17 protein-coding genes are annotated in these 21,855 nt (G+C 72.2%); 14 read left to right on the top strand and 3 right to left on the bottom strand.

Features of this window, described 5'->3' with window-relative positions; all coding sequences use genetic code 11:
* Window positions 1–14 precede the first annotated feature (14 nt).
* From FHS38_RS20890 to FHS38_RS20835, 12 genes are all read left to right on the top strand, one after another.
* Window positions 15–608 (top strand): hypothetical protein, encoded by a 594-nt coding sequence (locus tag FHS38_RS20890; protein ID WP_184735545.1) that lies wholly within the window; start codon window positions 15–17, stop codon window positions 606–608.
* A complete protein-coding gene (locus FHS38_RS20885; RefSeq protein WP_184735543.1) occupies window positions 605–1,255 on the top strand; it encodes a hypothetical protein in 651 nt (216 codons plus the stop codon). The genes FHS38_RS20890 and FHS38_RS20885 overlap by 4 nt, the downstream gene beginning before the upstream one ends.
* On the top strand, window positions 1,255–1,620 hold the full coding sequence (locus tag FHS38_RS20880) for a LysM peptidoglycan-binding domain-containing protein (RefSeq protein WP_184735541.1): 366 nt from the start codon (window positions 1,255–1,257) through the stop codon (window positions 1,618–1,620). The genes FHS38_RS20885 and FHS38_RS20880 overlap by 1 nt, the downstream gene beginning before the upstream one ends.
* The gene (locus FHS38_RS20875) at window positions 1,613–2,755 is read left to right on the top strand and encodes a hypothetical protein (RefSeq protein WP_184735539.1); all 1,143 of its coding nucleotides are present in this window, start codon (window positions 1,613–1,615) and stop codon (window positions 2,753–2,755) included. The genes FHS38_RS20880 and FHS38_RS20875 overlap by 8 nt, the downstream gene beginning before the upstream one ends.
* 59 nt (window positions 2,756–2,814) lie before the next feature.
* Complete coding sequence (locus tag FHS38_RS20870; protein ID WP_184735537.1) at window positions 2,815–3,330, top strand: phage baseplate assembly protein V; 516 nt, start codon at window positions 2,815–2,817, stop codon at window positions 3,328–3,330.
* A gap of 15 nt (window positions 3,331–3,345) precedes the next feature.
* On the top strand, window positions 3,346–3,678 hold the full coding sequence (locus FHS38_RS20865; protein WP_184735535.1) for a hypothetical protein: 333 nt from the start codon (window positions 3,346–3,348) through the stop codon (window positions 3,676–3,678).
* A complete protein-coding gene (locus FHS38_RS20860) occupies window positions 3,675–4,094 on the top strand; it encodes a GPW/gp25 family protein (RefSeq protein ID WP_229822617.1) in 420 nt (139 codons plus the stop codon). Before FHS38_RS20865 ends, FHS38_RS20860 begins: the two co-directional genes overlap by 4 nt.
* The gene (locus FHS38_RS20855) at window positions 4,094–7,288 is read left to right on the top strand and encodes a putative baseplate assembly protein (protein ID WP_184735533.1); all 3,195 of its coding nucleotides are present in this window, start codon (window positions 4,094–4,096) and stop codon (window positions 7,286–7,288) included. The genes FHS38_RS20860 and FHS38_RS20855 overlap by 1 nt, the downstream gene beginning before the upstream one ends.
* A complete protein-coding gene (locus tag FHS38_RS20850; RefSeq protein ID WP_184735531.1) occupies window positions 7,285–11,169 on the top strand; it encodes a putative baseplate assembly protein in 3,885 nt (1,294 codons plus the stop codon). Before FHS38_RS20855 ends, FHS38_RS20850 begins: the two co-directional genes overlap by 4 nt.
* A complete protein-coding gene (locus tag FHS38_RS20845; protein WP_184735529.1) occupies window positions 11,166–13,382 on the top strand; it encodes a hypothetical protein in 2,217 nt (738 codons plus the stop codon). Before FHS38_RS20850 ends, FHS38_RS20845 begins: the two co-directional genes overlap by 4 nt.
* Before the next feature lie 46 nt (window positions 13,383–13,428).
* Window positions 13,429–14,946, top strand: a complete 1,518-nt coding sequence (locus tag FHS38_RS20840; RefSeq protein ID WP_184735528.1) for a DUF6519 domain-containing protein — start codon at window positions 13,429–13,431, stop codon at window positions 14,944–14,946.
* Window positions 14,947–15,009: 63 nt separating this feature from the next.
* Window positions 15,010–15,885: a peptidoglycan-binding protein gene (locus FHS38_RS20835; RefSeq protein ID WP_184735526.1), complete on the top strand. Its 876-nt coding sequence runs from the start codon at window positions 15,010–15,012 to the stop codon at window positions 15,883–15,885.
* 141 nt (window positions 15,886–16,026) lie between these two features.
* Here FHS38_RS20835 and FHS38_RS20830 read toward each other — a convergent pair whose 3' ends face one another.
* Entirely contained in the window at window positions 16,027–16,836 is an 810-nt protein-coding gene (locus FHS38_RS20830; protein WP_184735524.1) for an alpha/beta fold hydrolase, read from the bottom strand.
* Window positions 16,837–16,927: 91 nt separating this feature from the next.
* Here FHS38_RS20830 and FHS38_RS20825 point away from each other — a divergent pair, with 91 nt between their 5' ends.
* Window positions 16,928–17,401, top strand: coding sequence for a MarR family winged helix-turn-helix transcriptional regulator (locus FHS38_RS20825; protein ID WP_184735522.1), 474 nt, complete (start codon window positions 16,928–16,930; stop codon window positions 17,399–17,401).
* 9 nt (window positions 17,402–17,410) lie between these two features.
* Here FHS38_RS20825 and FHS38_RS20820 read toward each other — a convergent pair whose 3' ends face one another.
* Both FHS38_RS20820 and FHS38_RS20815 read right to left on the bottom strand, forming a co-directional pair.
* Window positions 17,411–18,451 carry a Rieske 2Fe-2S domain-containing protein gene (locus tag FHS38_RS20820; RefSeq protein WP_184735520.1) on the bottom strand — a complete coding sequence of 347 codons (1,041 nt, stop codon included), beginning with the start codon at window positions 18,449–18,451 and terminating at the stop codon, window positions 17,411–17,413.
* Window positions 18,448–20,019, bottom strand: a complete 1,572-nt coding sequence (locus tag FHS38_RS20815; protein ID WP_184735518.1) for a flavin-containing monooxygenase — start codon at window positions 20,017–20,019, stop codon at window positions 18,448–18,450. Before FHS38_RS20815 ends, FHS38_RS20820 begins: the two co-directional genes overlap by 4 nt.
* 386 nt (window positions 20,020–20,405) lie before the next feature.
* Between FHS38_RS20815 and FHS38_RS20810 the strand changes: the two genes are divergently transcribed.
* Complete coding sequence (locus FHS38_RS20810) at window positions 20,406–21,785, top strand: tetratricopeptide repeat protein (RefSeq protein WP_221495186.1); 1,380 nt, start codon at window positions 20,406–20,408, stop codon at window positions 21,783–21,785.
* The last annotated feature ends 70 nt before the right edge of the window (window positions 21,786–21,855 follow it).

Raw genomic sequence — 21,855 nt, 5'->3', positions numbered from 1 at the left:
TAAAGGGGTCGGATGTGAAAGATTACCTACACCAGTCGCGACGCTATGTGCTTCGTTCGGAAGTTTCGGCAGACGATATCGATGATTTCGCTCTTGCGTGGGGCTGGCCGCTTGTTCATGAAACCCATCGTGACCGGGACGAGCAGGTCGACGGTCAGCTGATCTGGCAAGGGCTGCCCGATGTCGCGCTGCACTTCATCGTCGACGCGACGTCCGGCGTCGCCTACGTGGTGTTCACCGGGGACGGTCGGAGCAGTGTGGAGCCCTTCGAGCAACAGTTTCTCGATCAGGTCCCCCTATGGGGGCTCGATGAACTGTTCCGGGCGTTCGATGAGGCGGAAGACGCGCGTACGCGTGCTCAGCACGTGCTACGGATGGGGCTCGCCGCCCCGCCGGAGTTCGACGAGGGTGTGTTCCGGAGAATCAGTGAGACCGTCGCGAACAGCGAGCCAAAAGTGCGCTACGCAGGTCTGTGGGCCACGACTTACACCGGGTACCAGCGGTTCGTACCGGTGATCCGCAGAGTCTCGCTCGAAGACCCAGAGGACTACGTGCGGTCGAGAGCGCTGAGCATTGTGAAGGCATTCGAGGCGGAGGGGAGCCAATGACCCGCTACGCCGACCTCCCCAAACCCATCCGCTCCGGCATCGTCATAGTCGACCCCCAACGCGGCACCCCCCGCGGCATCATCGTCCTCCAGTTCAACCCCGACTCCCTGGAGCGCTCCCTCGCCCCCCAAGGCGCCGGCGCCGAAGGTGCCGGTGACCGGACCGAGGCGTTACGGCTCAAGGGGCCCGCCGCCGAGACGTGGAAGTTCACGGCGGAGATCGACGCCACCGATCAGATGGAGCTGCCCGTCCCGCAGGGGATCCAGCCTCAGCTGGCCGCGCTGGAGACGTTGCTGCACCCGGCGAGCGCGCTGCTGCGGCGCAATCAGAACCTCGCCTCCTTGGGGACGTTGGAGATCACCCCGATCGAGGCGCCGCTGACCCTGTTCACCTGGGGGCGCAGCCGCGTGCTGCCCGTCCGGCTCACCGAGCTCACCATCACCGAGGAGGCCTTCGACGTCGAGCTCAATCCGATTCGGGCCTCGGTCGGGATCGGGCTGCGGGTGCTGACCGTCAACGATCTGCCCACCGGGCATCGCGGTGCGGAGCTCTACCTCGCGCATCTCGCGCAGAAGGAGCAGCTCGTCGGGCCCGCGGCCGGCGGGAACCGCAGTGCTCTCGGGCTCGGGAACGCAGGGGGTTTCTGATGACCTATGAGACCGGGAACGGCCGCACACCGGACGCGATACCCGCGCCCTCGGCCTATCCCCGCTCCAGCCGCTATCACGGCATACCCGTCGCCGTGCACACCGAGGACGACGGGCGGCAGACCCCGTACCTGAGGCGGCGCCTGCTGCCCGATCCCGCCCGGCTGAGCGCTCTCACCGAGCACACCGTCAGCGTCGGCGACCGGGCGGACCTGCTCGCGTACCGCTACCTCGGCAGTGCCGAGCAGTGGTGGCAGATCGCCGACGCCAATCCCGTCGTCGACCCCAGGGAGCTGACCCGGACGCCGGGGCGCAGGCTCAAGATCGCGCTTCCGGCGGGCGTGCCCGGAGCCGCGAATGGCTGACGCCCCGGTCACCACCGGACCGATCCGGCTGACCCTGATGATGGGGCCGCGGATCCCCGTGCCCGTGCCGCAGCCCGTCACCGACGCGCTGCTGTCCGCCCAGGTCACCGTGGCCAGCGGGCAGCGCAGCGGGTTCCAGCTGGCGTTCGACCTGTCGAAGAACGGGCTGATCAACACCGCCCTGCTCCCGGGTGGGTTCTTCGACCCCGAGATCAGGGTCGTGCTCGTCGTCACCGTCCAGGGCACGCCGACCGTCCTCATGGACGGTGTCCTCATCCGCCAGGAGGTCGGGGTCAGCAACCAGCCCGGCCAGTCCACCCTCACCGTCACCGGCGAGGACCTGACGGTGCTGATGGACCTGGAGGACCGGACCGGTACGGACTATCCGGCGATGTCGCCCGCCGGGCGGGTCGCCGTGATGCTGACCCGGTACGCCCAGTACGGCATCACCCCGCTGGTCGTCCCCGAACTGATCCCGCAGATGTCGGTGCCGACACACCGCGTGGAGGCCCAGAACGGGACCGACCTCGCCTACATCAGCGAACTGGCGAAGGCCAACGGCTATGTGTTCTACCTCGACCCGGGGCCCGTTCCCGGTATGAGCCGGGCCTACTGGGGGCCGGAAGTGCGGCTCGGCATCCCCCAGCACGCGCTCAACGTGAACATGGACGCCCTGTCCAACGTCGACCAGCTCACCTTCGCCTTCGACGGCACCGCCCGCGAGGAGCCGAGGGCGCGGGTGCAGATCCCCGCCACCAAGATCTCGACACTGCTGCCCATCCCCGAAGTGAGCATCCTGCGGCCCCCGCTGGCCCTCAAGCCCGCGCCCGCGCTGAAGAAGACGACGGTCAACGACGCCGCCAAGAAGGAAACCGGTTCGGCCCTGGCCGAGACCCTCGCCAAGGCCATGGAGTCGGCCGACGCGGTGTCGGGGTCCGGGCAGCTCGACGTCGTCCGCTACGGCCATGTGCTGCGCCCCCGCGAACTCGTCGGCGTACGCGGCGCCGGGATCACCTACGACGGCCTCTACTTCGTCAAGAGCGTCACCCACAACCTCCAACGAGGCTCCTACACACAGAACTTCACCCTCGCCCGCGAGGGACTGATCTCCCGCACGCCCGTCGTGCGCCCGTAAGCGCAAGGGGCCACAAGAGTTGTCAGAGCCCGACAGAGCAGGAGCACAGGAGCAGACGCATGGCCACTGAACCCACCCGCTACCTCGGCAAGTACCGGGGCACCGTGGTGAACAACACCGATCCGGAGCGGAGAGGCCGCATCACGGCTCTGGTGACGGACGTCCTCGGTGAGACGCCGTCCAACTGGGCCATGCCCTGCTTCCCGGTGGCCGGCCGGGGGATGGGGCACTACGCGGTGCCCCCGGTCGGGTCCGGGGTGTGGATGGAGTTCGAGCAGGGCAACCCCAGCGACCCCATCTGGTCCGGCTGCTGGTACGGACACGAGAGCGAACTGCCGGCCCAGGCGCTCACCGGACTTCCCGGCGCTCCCAACCACGTCATGCAGACGACGCTGGGCCGGCGGACTTTCGTGCTCTCCGACGACCCGGTCACCGGGATCACGCTCAAGTCCGCGAACGGCGCCTCCATCGTGATCAACGACTCCGGGATCCACATCGACAACGGCCAGGGAGCGAAGATCACGCTCATCGGCCCGACCGTGACCATCAACCAGGACGCCCTGAGCGTGACCTGAGAGGGGAGGGTTCTTTTGTCCGGGAATCTCTTACACGTCAACGCCACGGTGACCTGTCCGCACGGCGCACGGGCCACGATCCTGCCCGCGCAGACGCGGGTCGTGGTCAGTGGCAATGTCGCCGGCTCGGTGGCCGACCTCTACACCGTCAGCGGCTGCCCGTTCACCGTGGCCAACGTGCCGCATCCGTGCGTGACGATCCGCTGGGTGGCGCCCTCCACCCGGATCAGGATCAACGGCTCGCCGGCCGTACTGCGCTCCTCCACGGGCCTGTGCCTGGCCGCCGACCAGGCGCCGCAAGGCCCGCCCAACGTCTCCGTGGTCCAGCAGCGGGCGGTGGGGCGATGAACGAGCAGCGCGGGGCGGTGGGTATGCGGGCGCCCGAGGCGGGGCCGCGCCGGACCGACATCGCGTTCCCGTTCCGGATCGGCAGCCGGGGGCGTACCGCGGACACCGGATACGACGACCACGTGCGCGACCTCGTCGAGCAACTGCTGTTCACCAGCCCCGGCGAGCGCGTGATGCGCCCCGACTTCGGCTGCGGGCTGCTCGACCTGGTCTTCGCGCCGAACAGCCCCGAGCTGGGCTCCGCGCTCCAGCTGACCGTGCAGGCGGCCCTGCAGCGCTGGCTCGGTGACGTGATCGAGGTGGAGTCCCTCGAGGTGGTGAGCGAGGAGAACGTGGTGCGGGTGCACCTGGTCTACGTGGTGCGCCGGACCGGTTCGCACCGCGTCGAGGAGTTCGAAGGACGGGGAGCGGCGTGATGGGCGGGGCAACGGCGCGGAACTGCGCCACGGAACGCAGACGGGACGACGTCCGGCGGGCGGAACTCAACGGCGTCGACGGGATCGAGGTGAGCGACGACGGCCGTACCCTCACCGTCACCTTCCTCGGCAAGGCGCCCTCGCCGTGCCACATCGGCCCGCAGAACATACGCATCGACGGCGGGCGTCGTGTCACGGGCATCCGCGCCGTCGAGGTCACGGTGGAGGTGGAGGAGGACCCTGAGCTCGACGACCGCATGCTGGTCACCGTCGACAGGAAGGGGGACACCTCCCGCTACCGGCTGGGCGTGGTCGAGGCCGACGCCTACGGGCGGCCGGGCGAGCAGCCGTACCGGGGATTCGACCCGCGCTACCACCAGGCCGAGTTCGGCTTCGAAGGCTCCTGTCCCACCCCGTTCGACTGCCGCCCCCAGGAGCCCTGCCCGCCGGAGCCGGGGGCGCGCCCGGTCATCGACTACACCGCCCGCGACTACGAGAGCCTGCGGCGCCTGGCCCTGGACCGGATGACGCTCACCACCCCCGACTGGGCCGAGCGACACGTCCCGGACCTCGGGGTGACGCTCGTCGAACTGCTCGCCCACACCGCCGACCAGATCAGCTACCAACAGGACGCGGTGGCCACGGAGGCGTACCTGGACACCGCCCGGCGCAGGGTCTCCGTACGCCGTCACGTCCGGCTCGTCGACTACCCGATGCACGATGGCTGCAACGCCCGCGCGTTCGTGGCCCTGGAAGTGGACGGCTGTCTGACGCTGGAGGCCGGCACCTTCCGGTTCGCCGCCGTGGACGTCAGCGGACTCGAGCCGCAGGAACGACCGGACCTGGGCACCGTGATCCCCGACGGGGAACTCGACACGATCGCCGAGAACGCCCTGGTGGAGGTCTTCGAGCCGCTCGGCCGGTGCGACCTCGACCTGCGCCCGGAACACAACGCCGTGCGCCTGTGGACCTGGGGCGACGAGGAGTGCTACCTGCCCGCCGGAGCGACCGCGGCGACCCTGCGCGACGAGTGGCAAGGCGGGGGCGACACGGGAGAGGGCGGGGAAGACGGCGAGGACCGGGAACGGGCCCTCGCACTGAGCCCCGGCGACGTCCTGCTGATCGAGGAGGTGCTCGGTCCGCGCACCGGCGCCCCCGCCGACGCCGACCCGGCCCACCGCCAGGCCGTCCGGCTCACCTCGGTCACCCCTGCCGTGGACGAGCTCTACGACCAGCCCGTCGTGGAGGTGACCTGGGCCCCGGCAGACGCCCTCACCTTCCCGGTGTGCCTGTCCAGCCGCGGCGGCACCGACTGCGCGCTCCTGACCGATGTCAGCCTCGCCCGGGCGAACGTCGTCCTGGTCGACCACGGCCGTTCGCTGACCCACTGCGACGGCGACCCGGAGTGCGTTCGCGTGCCGCCCGCCCCCGTCGTCGTCGCCGGGTGCGAGCCGCCCGACTTCGGCTGCGGCGACCGCGCGGAGACCACCGGCCCCGCCGCGGCCCTCCACGACCTTCTCGACCTGACCCGCTCGGGGCACCAACTGGAGCCCGACCACGTCCGTGAACTGCACCAACTGGTGGGCGAGGCGGCCGTGGCCCGGGCCGGACTCGACATCCACCTGGTCCCCGGCCTCGACGGCGAGGAGCAGGTCGTACCGCCCGGCGCCGACGCACAGGCCGCCGCTCTGGAGACCCTGCTCGCCCAGACCGGCTATCCGCGCCCACCCGTACGGTTCCGTCCCGTACTGCCGTACGCGCCCGTCACCCAGGCCACCCCCTATCCCGCCCCCGCGCATGTCGCCGCGGGCCAGGCCGACCTCCTCGCCACCCTTCCCGAGCGGATGCGCGTACGGCTGGAGGAACTGTGGCACCAGGTCCATGAGGGCGAAGACCTGACACAGGAGCAGACGGCCGAGCTGACGGTCCTCTTCGGCGCCCGCACCCTCGACCGGCTCCAGCTGGGCCAACGGCCCGCCCAGGCCCTGCGCGAGCTGATCGCCCGCCGCAAGCGGCTGCTCGCGGGCAAGCTGCGCCGCCTCTCGGTGCTCGTGGCCCTGGCCCGCGCCGGCGGCGTGCTCGACCGGCGCACCGTCTGGGAGGTGCGGCACAGCTGGGGCGAGGAGTACGCCGACGGCCTCGACCCGGCAGACCCCCGGCTCGCGGGCCCCGCCGCCGCGACCGGTCAGGATCCCCGCTCCGCCCTGCCGGCCGTCAGCGCCGTCGGCGAGCGGACCGACGGAACCCGGACCGGGCGCCGGGCGAGGTGGCTGCCCCGCCGCGACCTGCTCTCCAGCGGCCGCAGGGACCGCCACTTCGTCGGCGAGCTGGAGGACGACGGCAGGCTCGCCCTGAGGTTCGGCGACGGCCGGCACGGCGCCGCGCCGCCGCCCGGCTCCCGGCTGGAGATCGCCTACCGGGTCGGCAACGGCCCGGCGGGCAATGTCGGTGCCGAGGCCGTCAACCACCTTCTCCTGTGCGGCTCCGGCTCCTGCGAGGTCACCCGGGTACGCAACCCGCTGCCCGCCGCCGGGGGTACCGGACCCGAGTCCCTGGACGAGGTCCGCCAGCTCGCCCCCCTGGCTCCGAAACGGTCGCTGCTGCGCGCCGTCACCGCCGGCGACTACGCCGAACTGGCCGCCCGCGTCCCCGGGGTGCAGCGCGCAGCCGCCGACATCCGCTGGACCGGCGCCGCCCAGGAGGTCCACGTGGCCGTCGACCCGCTCGGCACCGCCGCGCCCGGCCCCGTCCTGCTGGAGGCCGTCGGCCATGTCCTCGACGGCTACCGGCGCATCGGCCACGACGTGGTGGTCCACCCGGCCCGCCCGGTCCCGCTCGACATCTCCCTCGCCGTGTGCGCCGCCCCCGGCCACCAGCGCGGGCACGTCCTCGCCGAGCTGCGCCGGGTCCTGGGCACCGGGGTCCTGCCCGACGGACGGTTCGGCTTCTTCCATCCGGACGCCCTCACCTTCGGTGAACCCGTCCGCGTCAGCCGTCTGGTCGCCGCGGCCGCCGCGGTTCCCGGTGTGCTGAGCGTCCACGCGACCCGGCTGCGCCGGCTCCACCACCACGACGACGGTGAGCTGGAGGCCGGGGTGCTGCGGCTGGGCCCGCTGGAGATCGCCCAATGCGACAACGACCCGGACCGGCCGGAGAACGGCCGGCTCGCGATCGAGATCGGAGGCGGCCGATGAGCGGCCGATGCGACTGCGGCTGCCGGGGCACCTCGGCGGCCACGCCCACCGAGGTGGTGAACCCGCCCGGCCAGGGCGCCATCCGCTACCGGGTGGGCACCCACCGGGAGTTCCTGTCCTCCATGCTCGCCCGGCTGTCCGGACCCGCCTACCCGGCGCTGCGCGACCTGACCGTACGCACCCCCGACGACCCGGCGATCGGCCTGCTGGACACCTGGGCCGTCCTGGGCGACCTGCTCACCTTCTACTCCGAACGGATCGCCAACGAGGGGTACCTGCGCACCGCCACCGAGGAGGGCTCCCTCACCCTGCTCGGCAGGCTCGTCGGGCACCGGCCCCGCCCCGGTGTGGCCGCGGACACCTTCCTCGCCTACACCCTCGACCGGGACCCGCGCCCCGGCCAGGAGACGCCCGTGCTGATCCCGCGCGGCGCCCGCAGCCAGAGCGTGCCGGGACCGGGGGAGGAGCCGCAGTCCTTCGAGACCTCGGAGGAGCTGTCCGCCCGCTGGTCGTGGAACGAGCTCGCCGTGCTGCGCCGCCGCCCCTACCAGGTGACGCCCGACCGGCTGGAGAAGCGCACGGAGCTGTTCGTCGCGGGTACGGCGAACAACGTGAAGCCCGGCGATCAGCTCCTGTTCGTCTTCAGCGCCGAGGAGTCCGCCCGGGACAAAAGGTTTCTGCGCACCGTTCCCCACGTGCGCCTCGACCGTGAGAACGACGTGACCGCCATCGGTCTTCCCGTCGCCGCACAGCCGTCGCTGAAGAGGCTGCGCGAAGAGCTCGAGAAATGGATCACGCCGGCGGCGAAGGACTCGCCCCACCCCCGGCCCAAGAGCAGCCGCCTCGTCGAGCGGTTCGACAAGGACGTCCTCGCCCCGCTGCGGGGCGACCTGGACACGCTCAAGACCGCCACCGCGCTCGCCGACCGCCTGGCACGTGACGTGGAACGGGTCCACGAGGCCGCCGAACTCGCCCGCCGGTACCAGGAGATCGCCGGCTGGTTCGAGGCGCTGGCCGCGAAGTTCGCCGAACTGATCGGGCAGGCCCGTGCGCTGGAGCCGCCGCAGCCCTCGAAGCCGCCGGGCGCCGGCGGGAAGGGCGAAACCCTCTTCGCCGGGCTGCGCCTCGGGACCGCCCCCGGAGCGGAGCGCGGCGGGCAGCGGTCCGCAGCGGCGGAACCGGCCGCCCCGGCCTTCCGTGGCCTGGGCGCCCTGCTGCCCGCCCTGCGGACCGCGCCCGTACGGCCCCCGGCCAACGCCCGCCACCTCGCCCGGGACCCCGAGCACATCTACGCGCCCGGCTCCGACATCGGTGCCCAACTGCTGGCCGCGCTCGACACCAGGATCCGCGACGGTCTGCACGACGCCTGGCGGCAGGCGGACCTGACCGCGCCGCTGGCGCTGGCCACGGTCCAGGTGATGAGGGCCACCGCGACGCCGTTCGGCGCGACCGCGCCCATGAAGCCCCACTACAAGAACAACAACGAGATCGACTACTACGAGGACTGGCCGCTCAGCGGCAGCACCTCGCTCGACACCACGGTCACCTACGACACCGCGGGCACCGTCCCGGCGAAGATCGCGTTCACCCACTCGGTCGCCGACTCCTCCTCGCCGACCAAGGAGCTCAAGCTCCGCAGCGACGAGGAGATGAACGAGAAGGTCGAGGACGTCGGCCCCGGTGAGGTACAGGTCAGCACCCAGCTGCCGCCCCCCGAGCGGGATCCCGACCCGGCGGGCGAGGCTGCACCCCCGCCGCCCCCGGACCCGCACAAGCTCGGTGTCCGTGCGGAGCTGCTGCCCAAACTGCCCAAGGCCACCGTGTTCGTCTCCCGGCCCAACAGCGACAACAGGGTGCTGGTCACCGTCACCGACGGTGCCGCCACCGTGGAATACCCCCTGGGGCCCGACGAGTCGGCCCAGCAGCGGACGCTCGGCCGGCTCACGATCAACGTGGCCCGCAGGACGCCCACCGGGAAGCCCTCCACCGTCAGCGTGACCATCGGCACGCAACTGGAGGTCACCGACCGGAACAAGCTGGCCCTCGACGCCGTCTACGACGGCATCGGCCCCGGCAGCTGGGTCGCCGTCGAACGCCCCCGCAAGGGCAGCCCCGGCCAGATCCCCGGCAGCAAGGAGTTCGCCCTGGTCGTCACCCGGGTCACCGGCGTGCGGGTCCTCTCCCGTGCCGCCTTCGGCATCACCGGCAAGGTCACCGAACTCACCCTCCAGGACGACTGGCTCGACGCCGACGACGTCTCCCTGGCCCACATCAGGGACGCCACCGTCCACGCCCGCGGCGACGCCCTCCGCCTCGCCGAGGAGACGGTGACCGAGGACGTCCACGGCAACGAGATCGAGCTGGCCGGGCTGTACGACGGGCTGGCACCCGGCCGCTGGCTGGTCTTCAGCGGCGAGCGCACCGACATCCCCGGCACCACCGGGGTGCGCGGCACGGAGCTCGCCATGGTCGCCGGCGCCCGGCAGAGCGTCGACCCCGCGCTGCCGGGCGACGCGGTGCACACCACGCTCGTGCTCACCGCGGACCTGGCCCACCGCTACCGGCGCGAGACCCTGCGCATCCACGGCAACGTCGCACGGGCCACCCACGGCGCCACCCGCGACGAACCGATCGGCAGCGGCGACGCGGGCCGGGCCAACCAGACGTTCACCCTCTGGCAGTCCCCGCTGACCTGGCTCGCCGCCGAGAACGCGCTGGGCGCGCAGAGCACCCTCGAGGTCCGGGTGGACGGGGTGCGCTGGCGGGAGGTCGACAGCCTCGCCGGACGCGGCCCGCAGGAACGCGTATTCGTCACCGGCACCACCGGTGCGGCCGATCCCTCCGATGCCGCCGCCGGGCGGACCACCATCACCTTCGGCGACGGCGTGCACGGCTCGCGCCTGCCCACCGGACACGAGAACGTCCGCGCCCGGTACCGCATCGGCGTCGGCAGATCCGCCAACGTCAAGGCCGGCCGCATCACCCAGCCCACCACCCGCCCCCTCGGGGTCACCGCCGTCGTCAACCCGCTGCCCGCCACCGGCGGCGCCGACCCGGACGGCCCCGGGCTCGCCCGCCGCAACATCCCCCTGTCCGTCACCGCGCTCGACCGCCTCGTCTCCGTGGCCGACTACGAGGACTTCGCCCGCTCGCGGGCCGGCATCGGCCGCGCCAGCGCCCGGGAGATCTTCGACGGCACCCGGCGCAGCGTGCACCTGACCGTCGCCGGCGTCGACGACATCGAACTCGGCGACGACTCCGACATCGTCCGCACCCTGCGGTCCTCCCTCGCCGCCCACGGCGACCCCCGGGTACCGGTCACCGTGGCCGTACGGGAACTGGTGCTGCTCATCGTCGCGGCCAACGTCCGGGTGCACCCCGACCACACGTGGGACCTGGTCGAACCGGCGCTGCGCCGCGCCCTGCTGGCCCGGCTCGGCTACCCGGCACGCGAACTCGGCCGGCCCGCGTACCTGTCGGAGGTGCTGGCGACCGCCCAGTCGGTACCGGGCGTGGACTACGTGGACGTGGACGCCTTCACCGGGGTGCCCGGCAGCCTGACCCCCGAAGGCCTGGAGAAACTGCCCGAGAGACTGAAGCGCCCTCAGGCGGTGGTCGGGTCCCGGCTCGCCGCGTACGACGAGGACCGCTACCGGGTGTCGCCCCCGGGCCAGGAGACCACCGAGACGCTCACCGCGGTGGCCGCGAAGAACGGCATCACCGTCGCCGAACTGCTGCGGCTCAACCCCGACATCACCGACACCAGGCCACTGCCCAAGGGCCGCACGGTGTTCGTCTTCCGCGGCATCCGCCCGGCGCAGTTCGCACTGCTCTCCCCGGACGTGCCGGACACACTGATCCTTAAGGAGGCACGGGCGTGAACCGTGAGCCCGACGGCCTGCTGGAACTGCTCCCGCAGTGGCACCAACTGCGCGACGCCGAGGCCGGGGAGCCGCTGCGGGCCCTGCTGGCCGTGATCGCCGAGCAGGTCGATCTGGTGCGCTCGGGCGTGGAGCAGGGCTACGAGGACTGGTTCGTCGAGACCTGCGCCGACTGGGCCGTGCCCTACCTCGGCGACCTCGTCGGCTACCGCATCCTGCCCGGCTACGAAGAAGTGCTGACCACCGGCCTGTCCCCGGGCGGCCCCGGCGGGGGACGGGCCGAGTCCCGGCGGCGCCTCGCCGCCCGCCTCGCCCCCCGCCGCGACGTGGCGGACACCGTCGCCAACCGGCGGCGCAAAGGCACCCTGGCACTGCTGGAACAACTGTCGGCGTCGGTGGCCGACTGGCCCGCCAGAGCGGTGGAGTTCTCCCGACTGCTCGGCGCCCACCAGCCGGTGCGCCTGTTCGGGGCGGGCCAGGAAGCGGCCACCGCGACCCGGCTGACCCGGGGACGGCTGCTCGACGTTCGTGAGGGGGCCACGCTGGACCTGCTCGGCGGCGCCTTCGACGCGGCCGCACACAGCGCCGACGTACGACGGGCCGGATCCGCCCGCCGACAGAGCGGGTACACCCCGGCGGGCGTCGGCCTGTTCGTATGGCGCCTGAAGCCCTACTCGGTGACCCGCGCCCCCGCGTACTGCATCGACCGGGCCCGCAACCTCTACACCTTCTCCATCCTCGGCAACGACAGCCCACTGGTGGCCAAGCCCGAACCCGAGCCCTCGGCCTCGCACCTGGCGACCATGGACAACGTCCCCGTCCTCATCCGCCGCCGACAGCTCGCCGACCGGCTCACCGACACGTACGGACCCGGCCGCTCGTTCACCGTCTGGCGCGACGACGACGAGGAGCCGGTGCCGCCCGCCGACATCGTCGTCGCCGACCTGTCCGACTGGACCTACCGGGCCCGGCGCGGCCAGGTCGTCGTCGACCCCGAACTCGGCCGGATCGCCTTCGGCACCCGCTGCGCGCCCCGCCACGGGGCATGGGTCAGCTACCACTACGCGTTCAGCGACGACACCGGCGGCGGGGAGTACCCGCGCGAACGCGACACACCGCCCCGGTCCACCGTCTACCAGGTCGGACCGGGCCGCCCCCACGAGCGCATCATGGACGCCTACGAGCAATGGCGCTCCGACGGCGGCGCCGAAGCCGTCATCGAGCTCACCCACAGCGGCGCCCACCAGGAGCAGCTGGACTTCGACCTGTCCCCGGGGGAGCGGCTGGAGCTGCGCGCCGCCGAGGGCGCCCGGCCGGTGATCCGTCTGCTCGACTGGTACAGCAACCGGCCTGACGCGCTCAACATCCACGGCAATCCCGGCGACGGGCCGGGGCCGCGCGTCGTCCTGGACGGACTGCTCGTCACCGGACGGGGCATCAACGTGACCGGCCCCGTCGGCTCCGTCGTCGTCCGGCACTGCACGCTGGTGCCCGGCTGGTCGCTGGAGCCGCGATGTGAGCCGCACTCGCCGCAGGAGCCCAGCCTGGTCCTGGAGTGCACCACGGCCTGTGTGCAGATCGAACGCAGCGTCCTCGGCACGATCGAGGTCGTCGGCGACGAGGCCGGCACCGACCCGCTGGAGATCCACATCGCCGACAGCGTCCTGGACGCCACCGGCTCCGACCGCGAGGCCCTCTCCGGGCCCGAATGCCGACACGCCCACGCCGTGCTGCACGCCCACCGCACCACGGTGATCGGGGAAGTCCACGTCCACGCCGTCGAGATCGCCGAGGACAGCATGTTCACCGGCCGCGTCAACGCGGCCCGGCGCGGCATCGGCTGCATGCGGTTCTGCTACGTGCCGCCGGGCTCGCGCACACCCCGCCGCTACCACTGCCAGCCGGACGGGGTGCGCGCCGCCGTGCGGGAACGGGCCGAGCAGGGCGGCATCGACCCGGCCGACCTCCCCGCACTGCAGGACGCCGAGGCCGCCCGCGTCCGGCCGGTGTTCACCGGCGTCCGCTACGGCGGCCCGGCCTACGGCCAACTGGCCGACGGCTGCGCGCCGGAGGTCACCCGCGGGGCCGAGGACGGCTCCGAACTCGGCGCGTTCCACGATCTCTTCCAGCCCCAGCGCGAGGACAGTCTGCGGGCCCGCCTGGAGGAGTTCTCACCGGCCGGCACGGACGCCGGGATCATCCACGTCACCTGACCCCGCCCGACGGATCCAGGGGAACGAACACAAGGGGAACGAACTCATGCACGCAGACCTCTCCCGCGTCACCTTCCGGCCCGCCAAGCACTACTCCGGTGTGCTCGCCCAGCAGGGCCGGGTCCAGCTCGACGCCGACGCCAACGAGCAGACGGCGATCACGCAACACCAGGCGCGCGCCCTGGCCGCCGACCTGATCGGGCAGCACGGGGGCCCGCACGGCGCCACCGGCTTCCGCATCGACTACTGCCCGGGTGAGAACAAGCTCGACAACCTGGCCGTCCACGGCGGGCGTTACTACGTCGACGGCATCCTGTGCGACGCCGACCGGCCGCCGGCGGGGACACCGGCCGGGCAGGCGCCCACCACGACGCCGCACGACGCTCCGGCCGGTGCCGACGCCCCGGCGGGATCCGAGGGTTCCACCGGCTCCGACGGCGACACGGGCGGCGAACACCACCCGTGCACCGACGGAACCGTCTGGACGTACTGGGACCAGCCCGACGCCTACCGGGACCCGGAGAAGCCCGCCGACCGGCTGCCCGCGCAATTCCCCTACCTGGTCTACCTCAAGGTGTGGGAGCGGACGGTCACCGCCGCCGAGGACCCCGAGATCCGGGAGGTGGCTCTCGGGGCCGCACTGCCGGACACGGCGGCCAGGATCAAGACCGTCTGGCAGGTCCTGCCCCTGGCCGGCACCGACCTGGGCGCCCCGGCCAATCCGACGGCCGACCAGGTGCGTACGGCCTTCCGCACCTGGGCCGACGCACACCGCACCCCGACCGCGACGGCCGCGTTCCGCACCGAACGCCCGGAGCGCTCCGACGACGAGCCCTGCCTCACCCGGCCCGACCACCGCTACCGGGGCCCGGAGAACCAGCTGTACCGCGTGGAGATCCACACCGGCGGCACGGCCGAGACCGCCACCTTCAAATGGTCCAGGGAGAACGGGTCCGTCGTCTTCCCCGTGGCCGCCCTCGACGGCACCTGGGTGGAACTGGCCACGCTCGGCAACGACGACAAGCTCGACCTGGGTGCCGGGGACCGGGTGGAACTCGCCGACTCCGCCTACACCAGCCGCGGTGAGCCCGCCGATCTGCTGCGGGTCGAGGAGGTCGACCTGCCGGGCCGCCGGGTGCGGTTGAACGCCGAGCCCGGCCCGGGCACCGGCAGGCTGCCCGGCCTGCACCCCTTCCTGCGCCGCTGGGACCACCGCGCCCCCGGCGGCCGCGGCACGGCCAGACACCACCGCAACGGCGCCCTGAAGCTCGTCGAAGGCACGTGGATCGACCTGGAGGACGGCATACAGCTCTGGTTCGAACCCGGTGGCCGGTACCGGCCGGGGGACTACTGGGCCGCACCCGCCCGCACCGCCACCGGCACGGTGGAGTGGCCCGCGGCGGCGGACGGGCGGCCACTGCTCCAGCCCCCGGCGGGCGTCGACGCGCACTACGCCCCGCTGGCCTGGGTGGTGGGCGGCGAGAGCGCGGTGACCGACTTGCGGTACACGTTCCGGCCGTTGGCCGCGCCGATCGAGCACATCGAGGGCGCCTCCCGGGACTGACGTCCCGGACGGTCCGCTGTTCCGCACGCGAGTACGACTTTGTACGTAGTCAAGGAGGAAGTCATGGCACAGCCCCTGTCCGCCGACCGACTGGTCGAGGCTCTCCGTCAGGAGGGTGTGAAGGTCCAGGAGCACCGCAGTTGGCGTACCCACAACCGTAACGGCAAGGGGGCGTGGGGTCCCGTGCACGGGGTGGTCATCCACCACACCGTCACCTCGGGGACGGACGAGTCGGTCGATCTCTGCTACGACGGTTACTCGGAGCTGCCCGGGCCGTTGTGCCACGGCGTCATCGCCAAGGACGGCACGGTCCACCTCGTGGGCAACGGCAGAGCCAACCACGCGGGACTGGGCGACGGCGACGTCCTCAGCGCGGTGATCGAGGAGCGGTCGCTGCCCGCGCCCAACGAGAACGACACCGACGGCAATGCGCGCTTCTACGGGTTCGAGTGCATCAATCTCGGCGACGGGGAGGACCCGTGGCCCGCCGCACAGTTGGAAGCCATCGAGAAGGTGTCGGCGGCGATCTGCCGGGCCCATGGCTGGACCGAGCGCTCGGTGATCGGCCACAAGGAGTGGACCAACAACAAGATCGATCCCAAGGGCTTCACGATGAGCTCGATGCGCACCCGGATAGCCGGCTGCCTCAAGGGGAAGCCGGGCGGGCCGGGGCCCCAGCCGAAGCCACCGCAGTACGAGCCCTTCCCCGGCGGGGACTTCTTCCGCGCGGGCCGCAACAGCCGCGTCGTCACCGCGATGGGCAGACGGCTGGTGGCGGAGGGATGCGGCCGCTACGAGGAAGGCCCCGGTCCCGAGTGGACCGAGGCCGACCGCAAGTCGTACGCGGCGTGGCAGCGCAAACTCGGCTACTCCGGTTCGGACGCGGACGGCACCCCCGGCAGGGCGAGCTGGACGAAGCTGCGCGTGCCCAAGGTGTGAGTCCCGCCCCGCACGCCCTGTGGTGGCTCGGTGCCCGGGAGCACCGAGCCACCGGGCGTCTCGCGTCTGCCGATGGGTCACGTCCTCCCGGGCGCCGGACGCCCGCCGCGACAGGCGGTCGCCGGGCTCACCGATGAGCTGCTACAGCGTGTGCAGGAACTCCTCGAGAGTCCGGTTGAAGGCGTCCGGCTCCTCCATGTTGGGGAAGTGGCCGGTGTTCTCGACGGCCGTGACGCGGCCGTCGGCGACGGCGTGCGCGACGTGTTCGGCCATGCCGATGAGGTCGGGCGCGTCGAGTGCGCCGTTGAGCGCCAGGACGGGAACGGAGATCTCCTTCGCGCGCGTCCGGGTGTCGGTCACGGGGACGTTGAAGTCCGGTTCGGCGGCGGTGTGCTTGGCGATGGTCCGCCCGGCCATCTCCCGCAGCCGTCGTACGACGTCGGGGTGGACGGCGTCGGGTGTGCGGTGCGGGCCGGCCGCGCTGCGCGCGAAGGTGTCGAGCCAGCCCCCGATGTCCCCCGCGCCCAGCGCGCCGAACTGGGCGGCTCGCAGCTCCTCGATCCAGGGGGCACCGGGGCCGGGGGTGCCGCCACCGCTGAGGACCAGGGCCCGCACCAGGCCGGGGTGTTCCAGAGCGGTGTCGACCGCGATGTTCGCCCCCATCGACACCCCGACGAGGACCGCGGGGCCGACGGCGAGGTGACGCAACAGCGCGGCGACGTCGTCGGCCTGGCGGAACGGGCCGCTCGCGTTGGAGGACCAGCCGTGTCCGCGGGCATCCGGGGCGATCACCCGGTGGTGGCGCGCGAGGGCCGGTATCTGGTCGTCCCACAGGGTGTGGTCCATGAAGCCCGCGTGCAGCAGCACCAGGGGCTGACCGCTGCCGGTGTCGCGGTAGGCGAGGGAGCCGTCGTGGCTCTCGAACGTGCGGATGTCGGAGGCGTCGTTCATGACAACCAAGGTGCCATACTCCGAGGGATTCGACAACTCAGGTGTCATGTTCTTTTCCGAAAGACGGCACCCCAGGTGTCATCATGGTCGGATGACCGACACTGACCCGCCCCTCCCGCCCGACGACCTCGCTCCCCGACTCATGGAGGTCTTCGCCCTGGTGGGGCCGCTGTACCGGCGCGTCCAGCGCAAGGTCGAGCAGGACGCGCCGATCCAGGGGATCTCCGTCGGAGTGCGGGGCGTCCTGGAGCTGCTCCGCGAGCACGGACCCATGACCGTCCCGCAGATGGGCCGCGCCCAAGCGCTGAGCCGCCAGTTCGTGCAGCGCATGGTCAACGACGCCGCGGCACGGCACCTCGTCGACATCCTCCCGAACCCGGCCCACCAGCGGTCCTCGCTCATCTCGTTGACCGACGACGGGCGGGCGGCCATCAATGCCGTGCTCCACCACGAACACGCTCTGCTGCGCCAGGTCGGCGGCGACCTCACCGACGCCGACGTCACGACCTGCGTACAGGTCCTCGGCCGGATGCTGGAACTCTTCGACGACGTCGACGTGAACTGATCCGCGGCCCTACGGGCCCGGAGGGAGGTTGCGCCGGTAGAAGCGCCGGTACGCGCGAACCGAGTCGCCGTCCGCCGCCGACCACAGGTCCTTGGCCACGGGGCGTCGCCACCGCAGGACGTCCACATCGGACGCCGCGTTGCGCCGCACCACACGCCGAAGGAATGCCGCCCACAGCCGGTTGACCGGCCACAGCAGCCAGTCCGGGCCGAGCTTGCGTACGACGACGGCCCAGATCGCGATCGTCAGATCGGGACGCACAGGGCTCACGGCGGCGATCACCGTGAGCATCGGCGGCCTGGTGTCCGGCTCCGGCCGGGACTGGGCGCTGACCAGAGCCAGGGTCGGGCTCGCCATCGTGACCCGGGCATACGGGCGGAAGCGCTGCACCCGGGTGACGTTCATGTCGACCGGCCGGATCACGAAGGAGAAGTGACGGCCTTCGTCACGCAGGGGAACGTACGTCATCGGCCCCGGCGCGCCGTGCGCACAGGGCCAGTGCGCGACATCGGTGACGTGCTCGCTGACGGTCAGCAGGTCCGAGTGGCAGACGTGCACCTCACCGGGCAGGTACAGGTACCGCCGGCGGTCCCGCGCGTGGTCGAGGTCGGTGAACGGCTCCGCGGGACCGGGTCCGTGCCAGAACCAGACGCATCCGCTGTGTTCCCTCACCGTGAGACTGCGCTGCGCCGCCCGGGACGGGATGCGGCAACCGCCGGGGATCTTCACGCAGCGGCCTGCGACGTCGAATTCCCAGGCGTGGAATCCGCAGGTCAGGCTCTCCTCGCGGACGTATCCGCCCCGGGCCAGATGCGCGCCCATGTGGCAGCACTGACTCTCGATCATGCCGACCTGCCCACTGGCCGTTCGGAACAGGGCGTACTCGTGCGACATATAAGTGACCGGTACCACCTGGCCACGTCGCAGGTGCTTGCTGAACCGCGCGAAGTACCAGCCGGTGGGGCTTGCGACCGGCTCGGGAACGACGCCCGGGGGCAGGTGGCCGTGGACCTCCCGGTCATAGGGCCGCAGGTGTGGACGCCGTGTCATGGCCGCTCTCCTCGCTGCTCTCCTGGCGTGGGCGTCGCGTGGTGGCCGTCCCGCGGCGCCGCGGGAGCGGGCAGGAGGGCCGGCCCGGTCGGCGTGTACCAGGTGTAGGCGCCGGGATCGAAGCGGCTCAGCCGGTGGACGAGCCGCCCGGTCGACCAGGGCCAGGCGAAGGTGTTCCGCCCGCTGGGGGCGAGGTAGTAGCTGGTGCAGCCGCCGGAGTTGTACACGGTGGTCCGCAGCGCCTCCTGTACCGCCGTGTTGTACGCGGCCTGCGCGCCCGGCCGGACGTCCAGGGCGGCGTGGCCGCTGCGGTCGAGATGGGTCAGGGCCGAGGTGAGGTATGTCAGTTGCGCTTCGAGGACGGTGATCGCGGAGGTGGAGCCGCCGAGCAGATTGGGTCCCAGGAGCACGAAGAGGTTGGGGAATCCGCTGACGCTGGTACCCAGGTAGGCCCGCGGCTCCCCGCCCCAGGCCTCGTGGAGGGTACGGCCGTCCGCGCCGTGCAGGCTCCGGGCCAGTGGCAGCTCACCGACACGGAAGCCCGTGGCCGTGACGAGCACGTCGGCCGGGACCGCGGTGCCGTCGGCGCCGACGATCTCGCGGCCACGGACAGCCGCCACGGCCGTGGGGTGAAGGTGAACGTGCGGCCGGGCCAGGGCCGGGTAGTAGGTACTGGACGTCAGGAGGCGCTTGCAGCCCAGCCGGTAGTCCGGTGTGAGCGCCCGGCGCAGCCGCCGGTCACGGACCGTGAGCCGCAGGTGCGCGCGGGCGCCGGCCTCGACGAGGCGCGCGAGCTCCGGGTGGCGGAAGGCGCAGCCGAGGCTCTCCTGCAGCCCGTACTGCCCGGCGCGCAAGGCCCGCCGGGCCTTGGGCACACGGTCCAGGCACCGGTTGAACGCGGCGGGGACCGGCAGGTCCGGTTTGGGTAGCACCCATGGGGCGGTCCGCTGGAAGAGATGCACCGCCGAAGCGCGGGACTGGATGGCCGGGACGAGCTGGATCGCGGAGGCGCCGCTCCCCACCACGGCCACGCGGCGGCCGGCCAGATCGACGTCGTGGTCCCACCGGGCGGTGTGGAGTACGGGCCCGGGGAATTCCTCGACGCCGGGCACGTCGAGGTGGCGCGGGACGTGCCACGGCCCGGTGGCCAGGACCAGTATCGCGGCGGTACGGGGCCCGTCGCTGGTCTCCAGCCGCCAGCGCCCGAGGGCCGGGTCCCACCGGGCTCCCAGGACCCGCACCCCGCAGCGCAGCACGTCGCCGAGCCCGTACCGCTCGGCCGTCGACCGCAGATAGGCGTGTATCTCCTGCTGCCCGGCGAACACCCTCGTCCAGGCGGTGTCCGGGGTGAAGGAGTAGCTGTAGAGCGTCGAGGGCACGTCGCAGGCGCAGCCCGGGTAGGTGTTGTCCCTCCAGGTGCCGCCGAGTTGTGGCCCCTTCTCCAGGACGAGCACGTCGCGGAACCCCGCCCGGCGCAGTCGGACGGCGGCGCCGATTCCGGAGAAGCCCGCTCCGACGACCACGACGTGCGCGTCCCGGTCGGGCCGGGTGCCCTGCGCCGGGATCACCGCACCGGTCCGGCCGGGCGGACGGCGTGGCTCGTGGTGCTCGCGGTGGTCTGCGGCGAACCTCGTGGCATCAACAGGCCCTTCCAGAACTCCAGTCCAGATTGTGCCAGAGTGTCGCGTAGACCGGGTTTTCGGCAGAGCGTGAAACGGGGCGCCCAGATTGCGGGGCCCGGGCGCGGTGTGCTCCGTACGCCCGTACGTTCACCCGCCGCCGGGCGGACGGCGTCCATGCCCTCCGGCCGCTTCCGGACCCGTGCGAGGGGGCAGGCATGAAAGGCCGCCGCGATGTCCGGCAGGCGGCCGAGCACACGTCAAGAGGGCTGCCGCGGTGACGCGGCGGTCGCACGGGAGGAACCGGAGTGGGAACGGACCGGCACGCTCAGGCGATGACGCACACCAGTGCCGATGCGGTGCGGCACTACGAGAAGGCGCTGGAGCATCTGCTCTTCTTCCGGGAAGAGGTGACCACCGAGGCCCGGGCGGCGGTCCGTGCCTCCCCGCACTCGGTCATGGGGAACGTCCTCACGGCCTACCTCGGCCTGCTCGGGACGGAGGAGAAGGACGCGGCCGAGGCCCGGACGTCCTTCGACGCGTTCCGCCGGGGCGTACGCCTGACGGACGTGACGCCTCGGGAGCGTATGCACCTCGCGGCCGCGTCCTCCTGGCTGGACGGCGACATCCACCGGGCCGGCCGCATCCTCGGCGAGATCAGCGTGGCGAACCCGCGGGACGCACTGGCCCTGGCGGTGGGCCACCAGATCGACTTCTTCACCGGCAGCGCCGCACTGCTGCGTGACCGCGTCGGCGGGGCGCTGTCCGCCTGGGACGAGGACGACCCGCACTTCGGGCTGTTGCTCGGCATGTACGCGTTCGGCCTGGAGGAGGCAGGCCACTACAGCCGTTCGGAACAGGTGGGGCTGGCGGCCGTCGAACGCAATGCGCGCGACGTGTGGGGCATCCACGCCGTGGTCCACGCCTACGAGATGCAGGGCCGGTTCACCGAGGGCATCCGCTACCTGGACGACCGCGCCGGAGACTGGACGGACGGCAACTACCTCAAAGTCCACAACTGGTGGCACTACGCCCTCTACGTACTCGAGACGGGGCGCACGGACCAGGTGCTGGAGGTCTACGACGACGCCGTTCACCACGAGGGATCGGCAGGGGCGGCGATGGAGCTGCTGGACGCGGCGTCCTTGCTGTGGCGGCTGTATCTGGCCGACATCGACACCGGCGGCCGCTGGGCGGCGCTCGCCGACGCCTGGGCCGGACGCCAGGACGGCGCCTACTACGTCTTCAACGACATGCACGCCGTCATGGCCTACGTCGGCGCGGACCGCACCTCCGAGGCCGAACGCCTCATCCGTGACCGGGAGGCCTGGGTCCGCTCCACGGGTCCGGACGTCTCCAACGTGGCGATGACCGCCGAGGTCGGACTGCCGGTGAGCCGGGCGCTGCTCGCGTACGGGCGGCAGCGGTACGACGAGGTGGTCGAACTCCTGCTCCCGCTGCGGTACCGCCTGCACGCCTTCGGGGGCAGTCACGCCCAGCGGGACGCCGTGCAGCGGACCTTGGTGGAAGCGGCTCTTCGCGCCGGACGGGACGACGTGGCCCGTACGCTGCTGAGCGAGCGCACCGGCCTGCGCCCGGTGAGTCCCTACAACTGGGTGGCCCGGGCGCGACTCGCGGATCACCTCGGCGACACGGCCCAGGCCGCCGCCGCCCGCCGCCGGGCGAAGGAGCAGGCGTCGACGGTCCTCGGCTGACGAGAAGCCTCGGCGTGCGTGCCGAAGGCACCGCGGGGTGCGCGGTGCCTTCGGTGTGCGCGCCAGAAGT

The organism is Streptomyces netropsis, assembly GCF_014203545.1.
Lineage (GTDB): Bacteria > Actinomycetota > Actinomycetes > Streptomycetales > Streptomycetaceae > Streptomyces > Streptomyces netropsis.
Note: the sequence above shows the minus strand (reverse complement) of the source record. Positions and strands in the feature narration are given on the sequence as shown.

Bases quoted from the DNA above. Each gene is read 5' to 3' on its own strand.
- FHS38_RS20860 (WP_229822617.1), top strand. From the start codon at position 3,675: ATGAACGAGCAGCGCGGGGCGGTGGGTATGCGGGCGCCCGAGGCGGGG.
- FHS38_RS20850 (WP_184735531.1), top strand. From the start codon at position 7,285: ATGAGCGGCCGATGCGACTGCGGCTGCCGGGGCACCTCGGCGGCCACG.
- FHS38_RS20880 (WP_184735541.1), top strand. From the start codon at position 1,255: ATGACCTATGAGACCGGGAACGGCCGCACACCGGACGCGATACCCGCG.
- FHS38_RS20870 (WP_184735537.1), top strand. From the start codon at position 2,815: ATGGCCACTGAACCCACCCGCTACCTCGGCAAGTACCGGGGCACCGTG.
- FHS38_RS20875 (WP_184735539.1), top strand. From the start codon at position 1,613: ATGGCTGACGCCCCGGTCACCACCGGACCGATCCGGCTGACCCTGATG.
- FHS38_RS20840 (WP_184735528.1), top strand. From the start codon at position 13,429: ATGCACGCAGACCTCTCCCGCGTCACCTTCCGGCCCGCCAAGCACTAC.
- FHS38_RS20855 (WP_184735533.1), top strand. From the start codon at position 4,094: ATGGGCGGGGCAACGGCGCGGAACTGCGCCACGGAACGCAGACGGGAC.
- FHS38_RS20810 (WP_221495186.1), top strand. From the start codon at position 20,406: ATGACGCACACCAGTGCCGATGCGGTGCGGCACTACGAGAAGGCGCTG.
- FHS38_RS20830 (WP_184735524.1), bottom strand. From the start codon at position 16,836: ATGAACGACGCCTCCGACATCCGCACGTTCGAGAGCCACGACGGCTCC.
- FHS38_RS20820 (WP_184735520.1), bottom strand. From the start codon at position 18,451: ATGACACGGCGTCCACACCTGCGGCCCTATGACCGGGAGGTCCACGGC.
- FHS38_RS20885 (WP_184735543.1), top strand. From the start codon at position 605: ATGACCCGCTACGCCGACCTCCCCAAACCCATCCGCTCCGGCATCGTC.
- FHS38_RS20835 (WP_184735526.1), top strand. From the start codon at position 15,010: ATGGCACAGCCCCTGTCCGCCGACCGACTGGTCGAGGCTCTCCGTCAG.
- FHS38_RS20825 (WP_184735522.1), top strand. From the start codon at position 16,928: ATGACCGACACTGACCCGCCCCTCCCGCCCGACGACCTCGCTCCCCGA.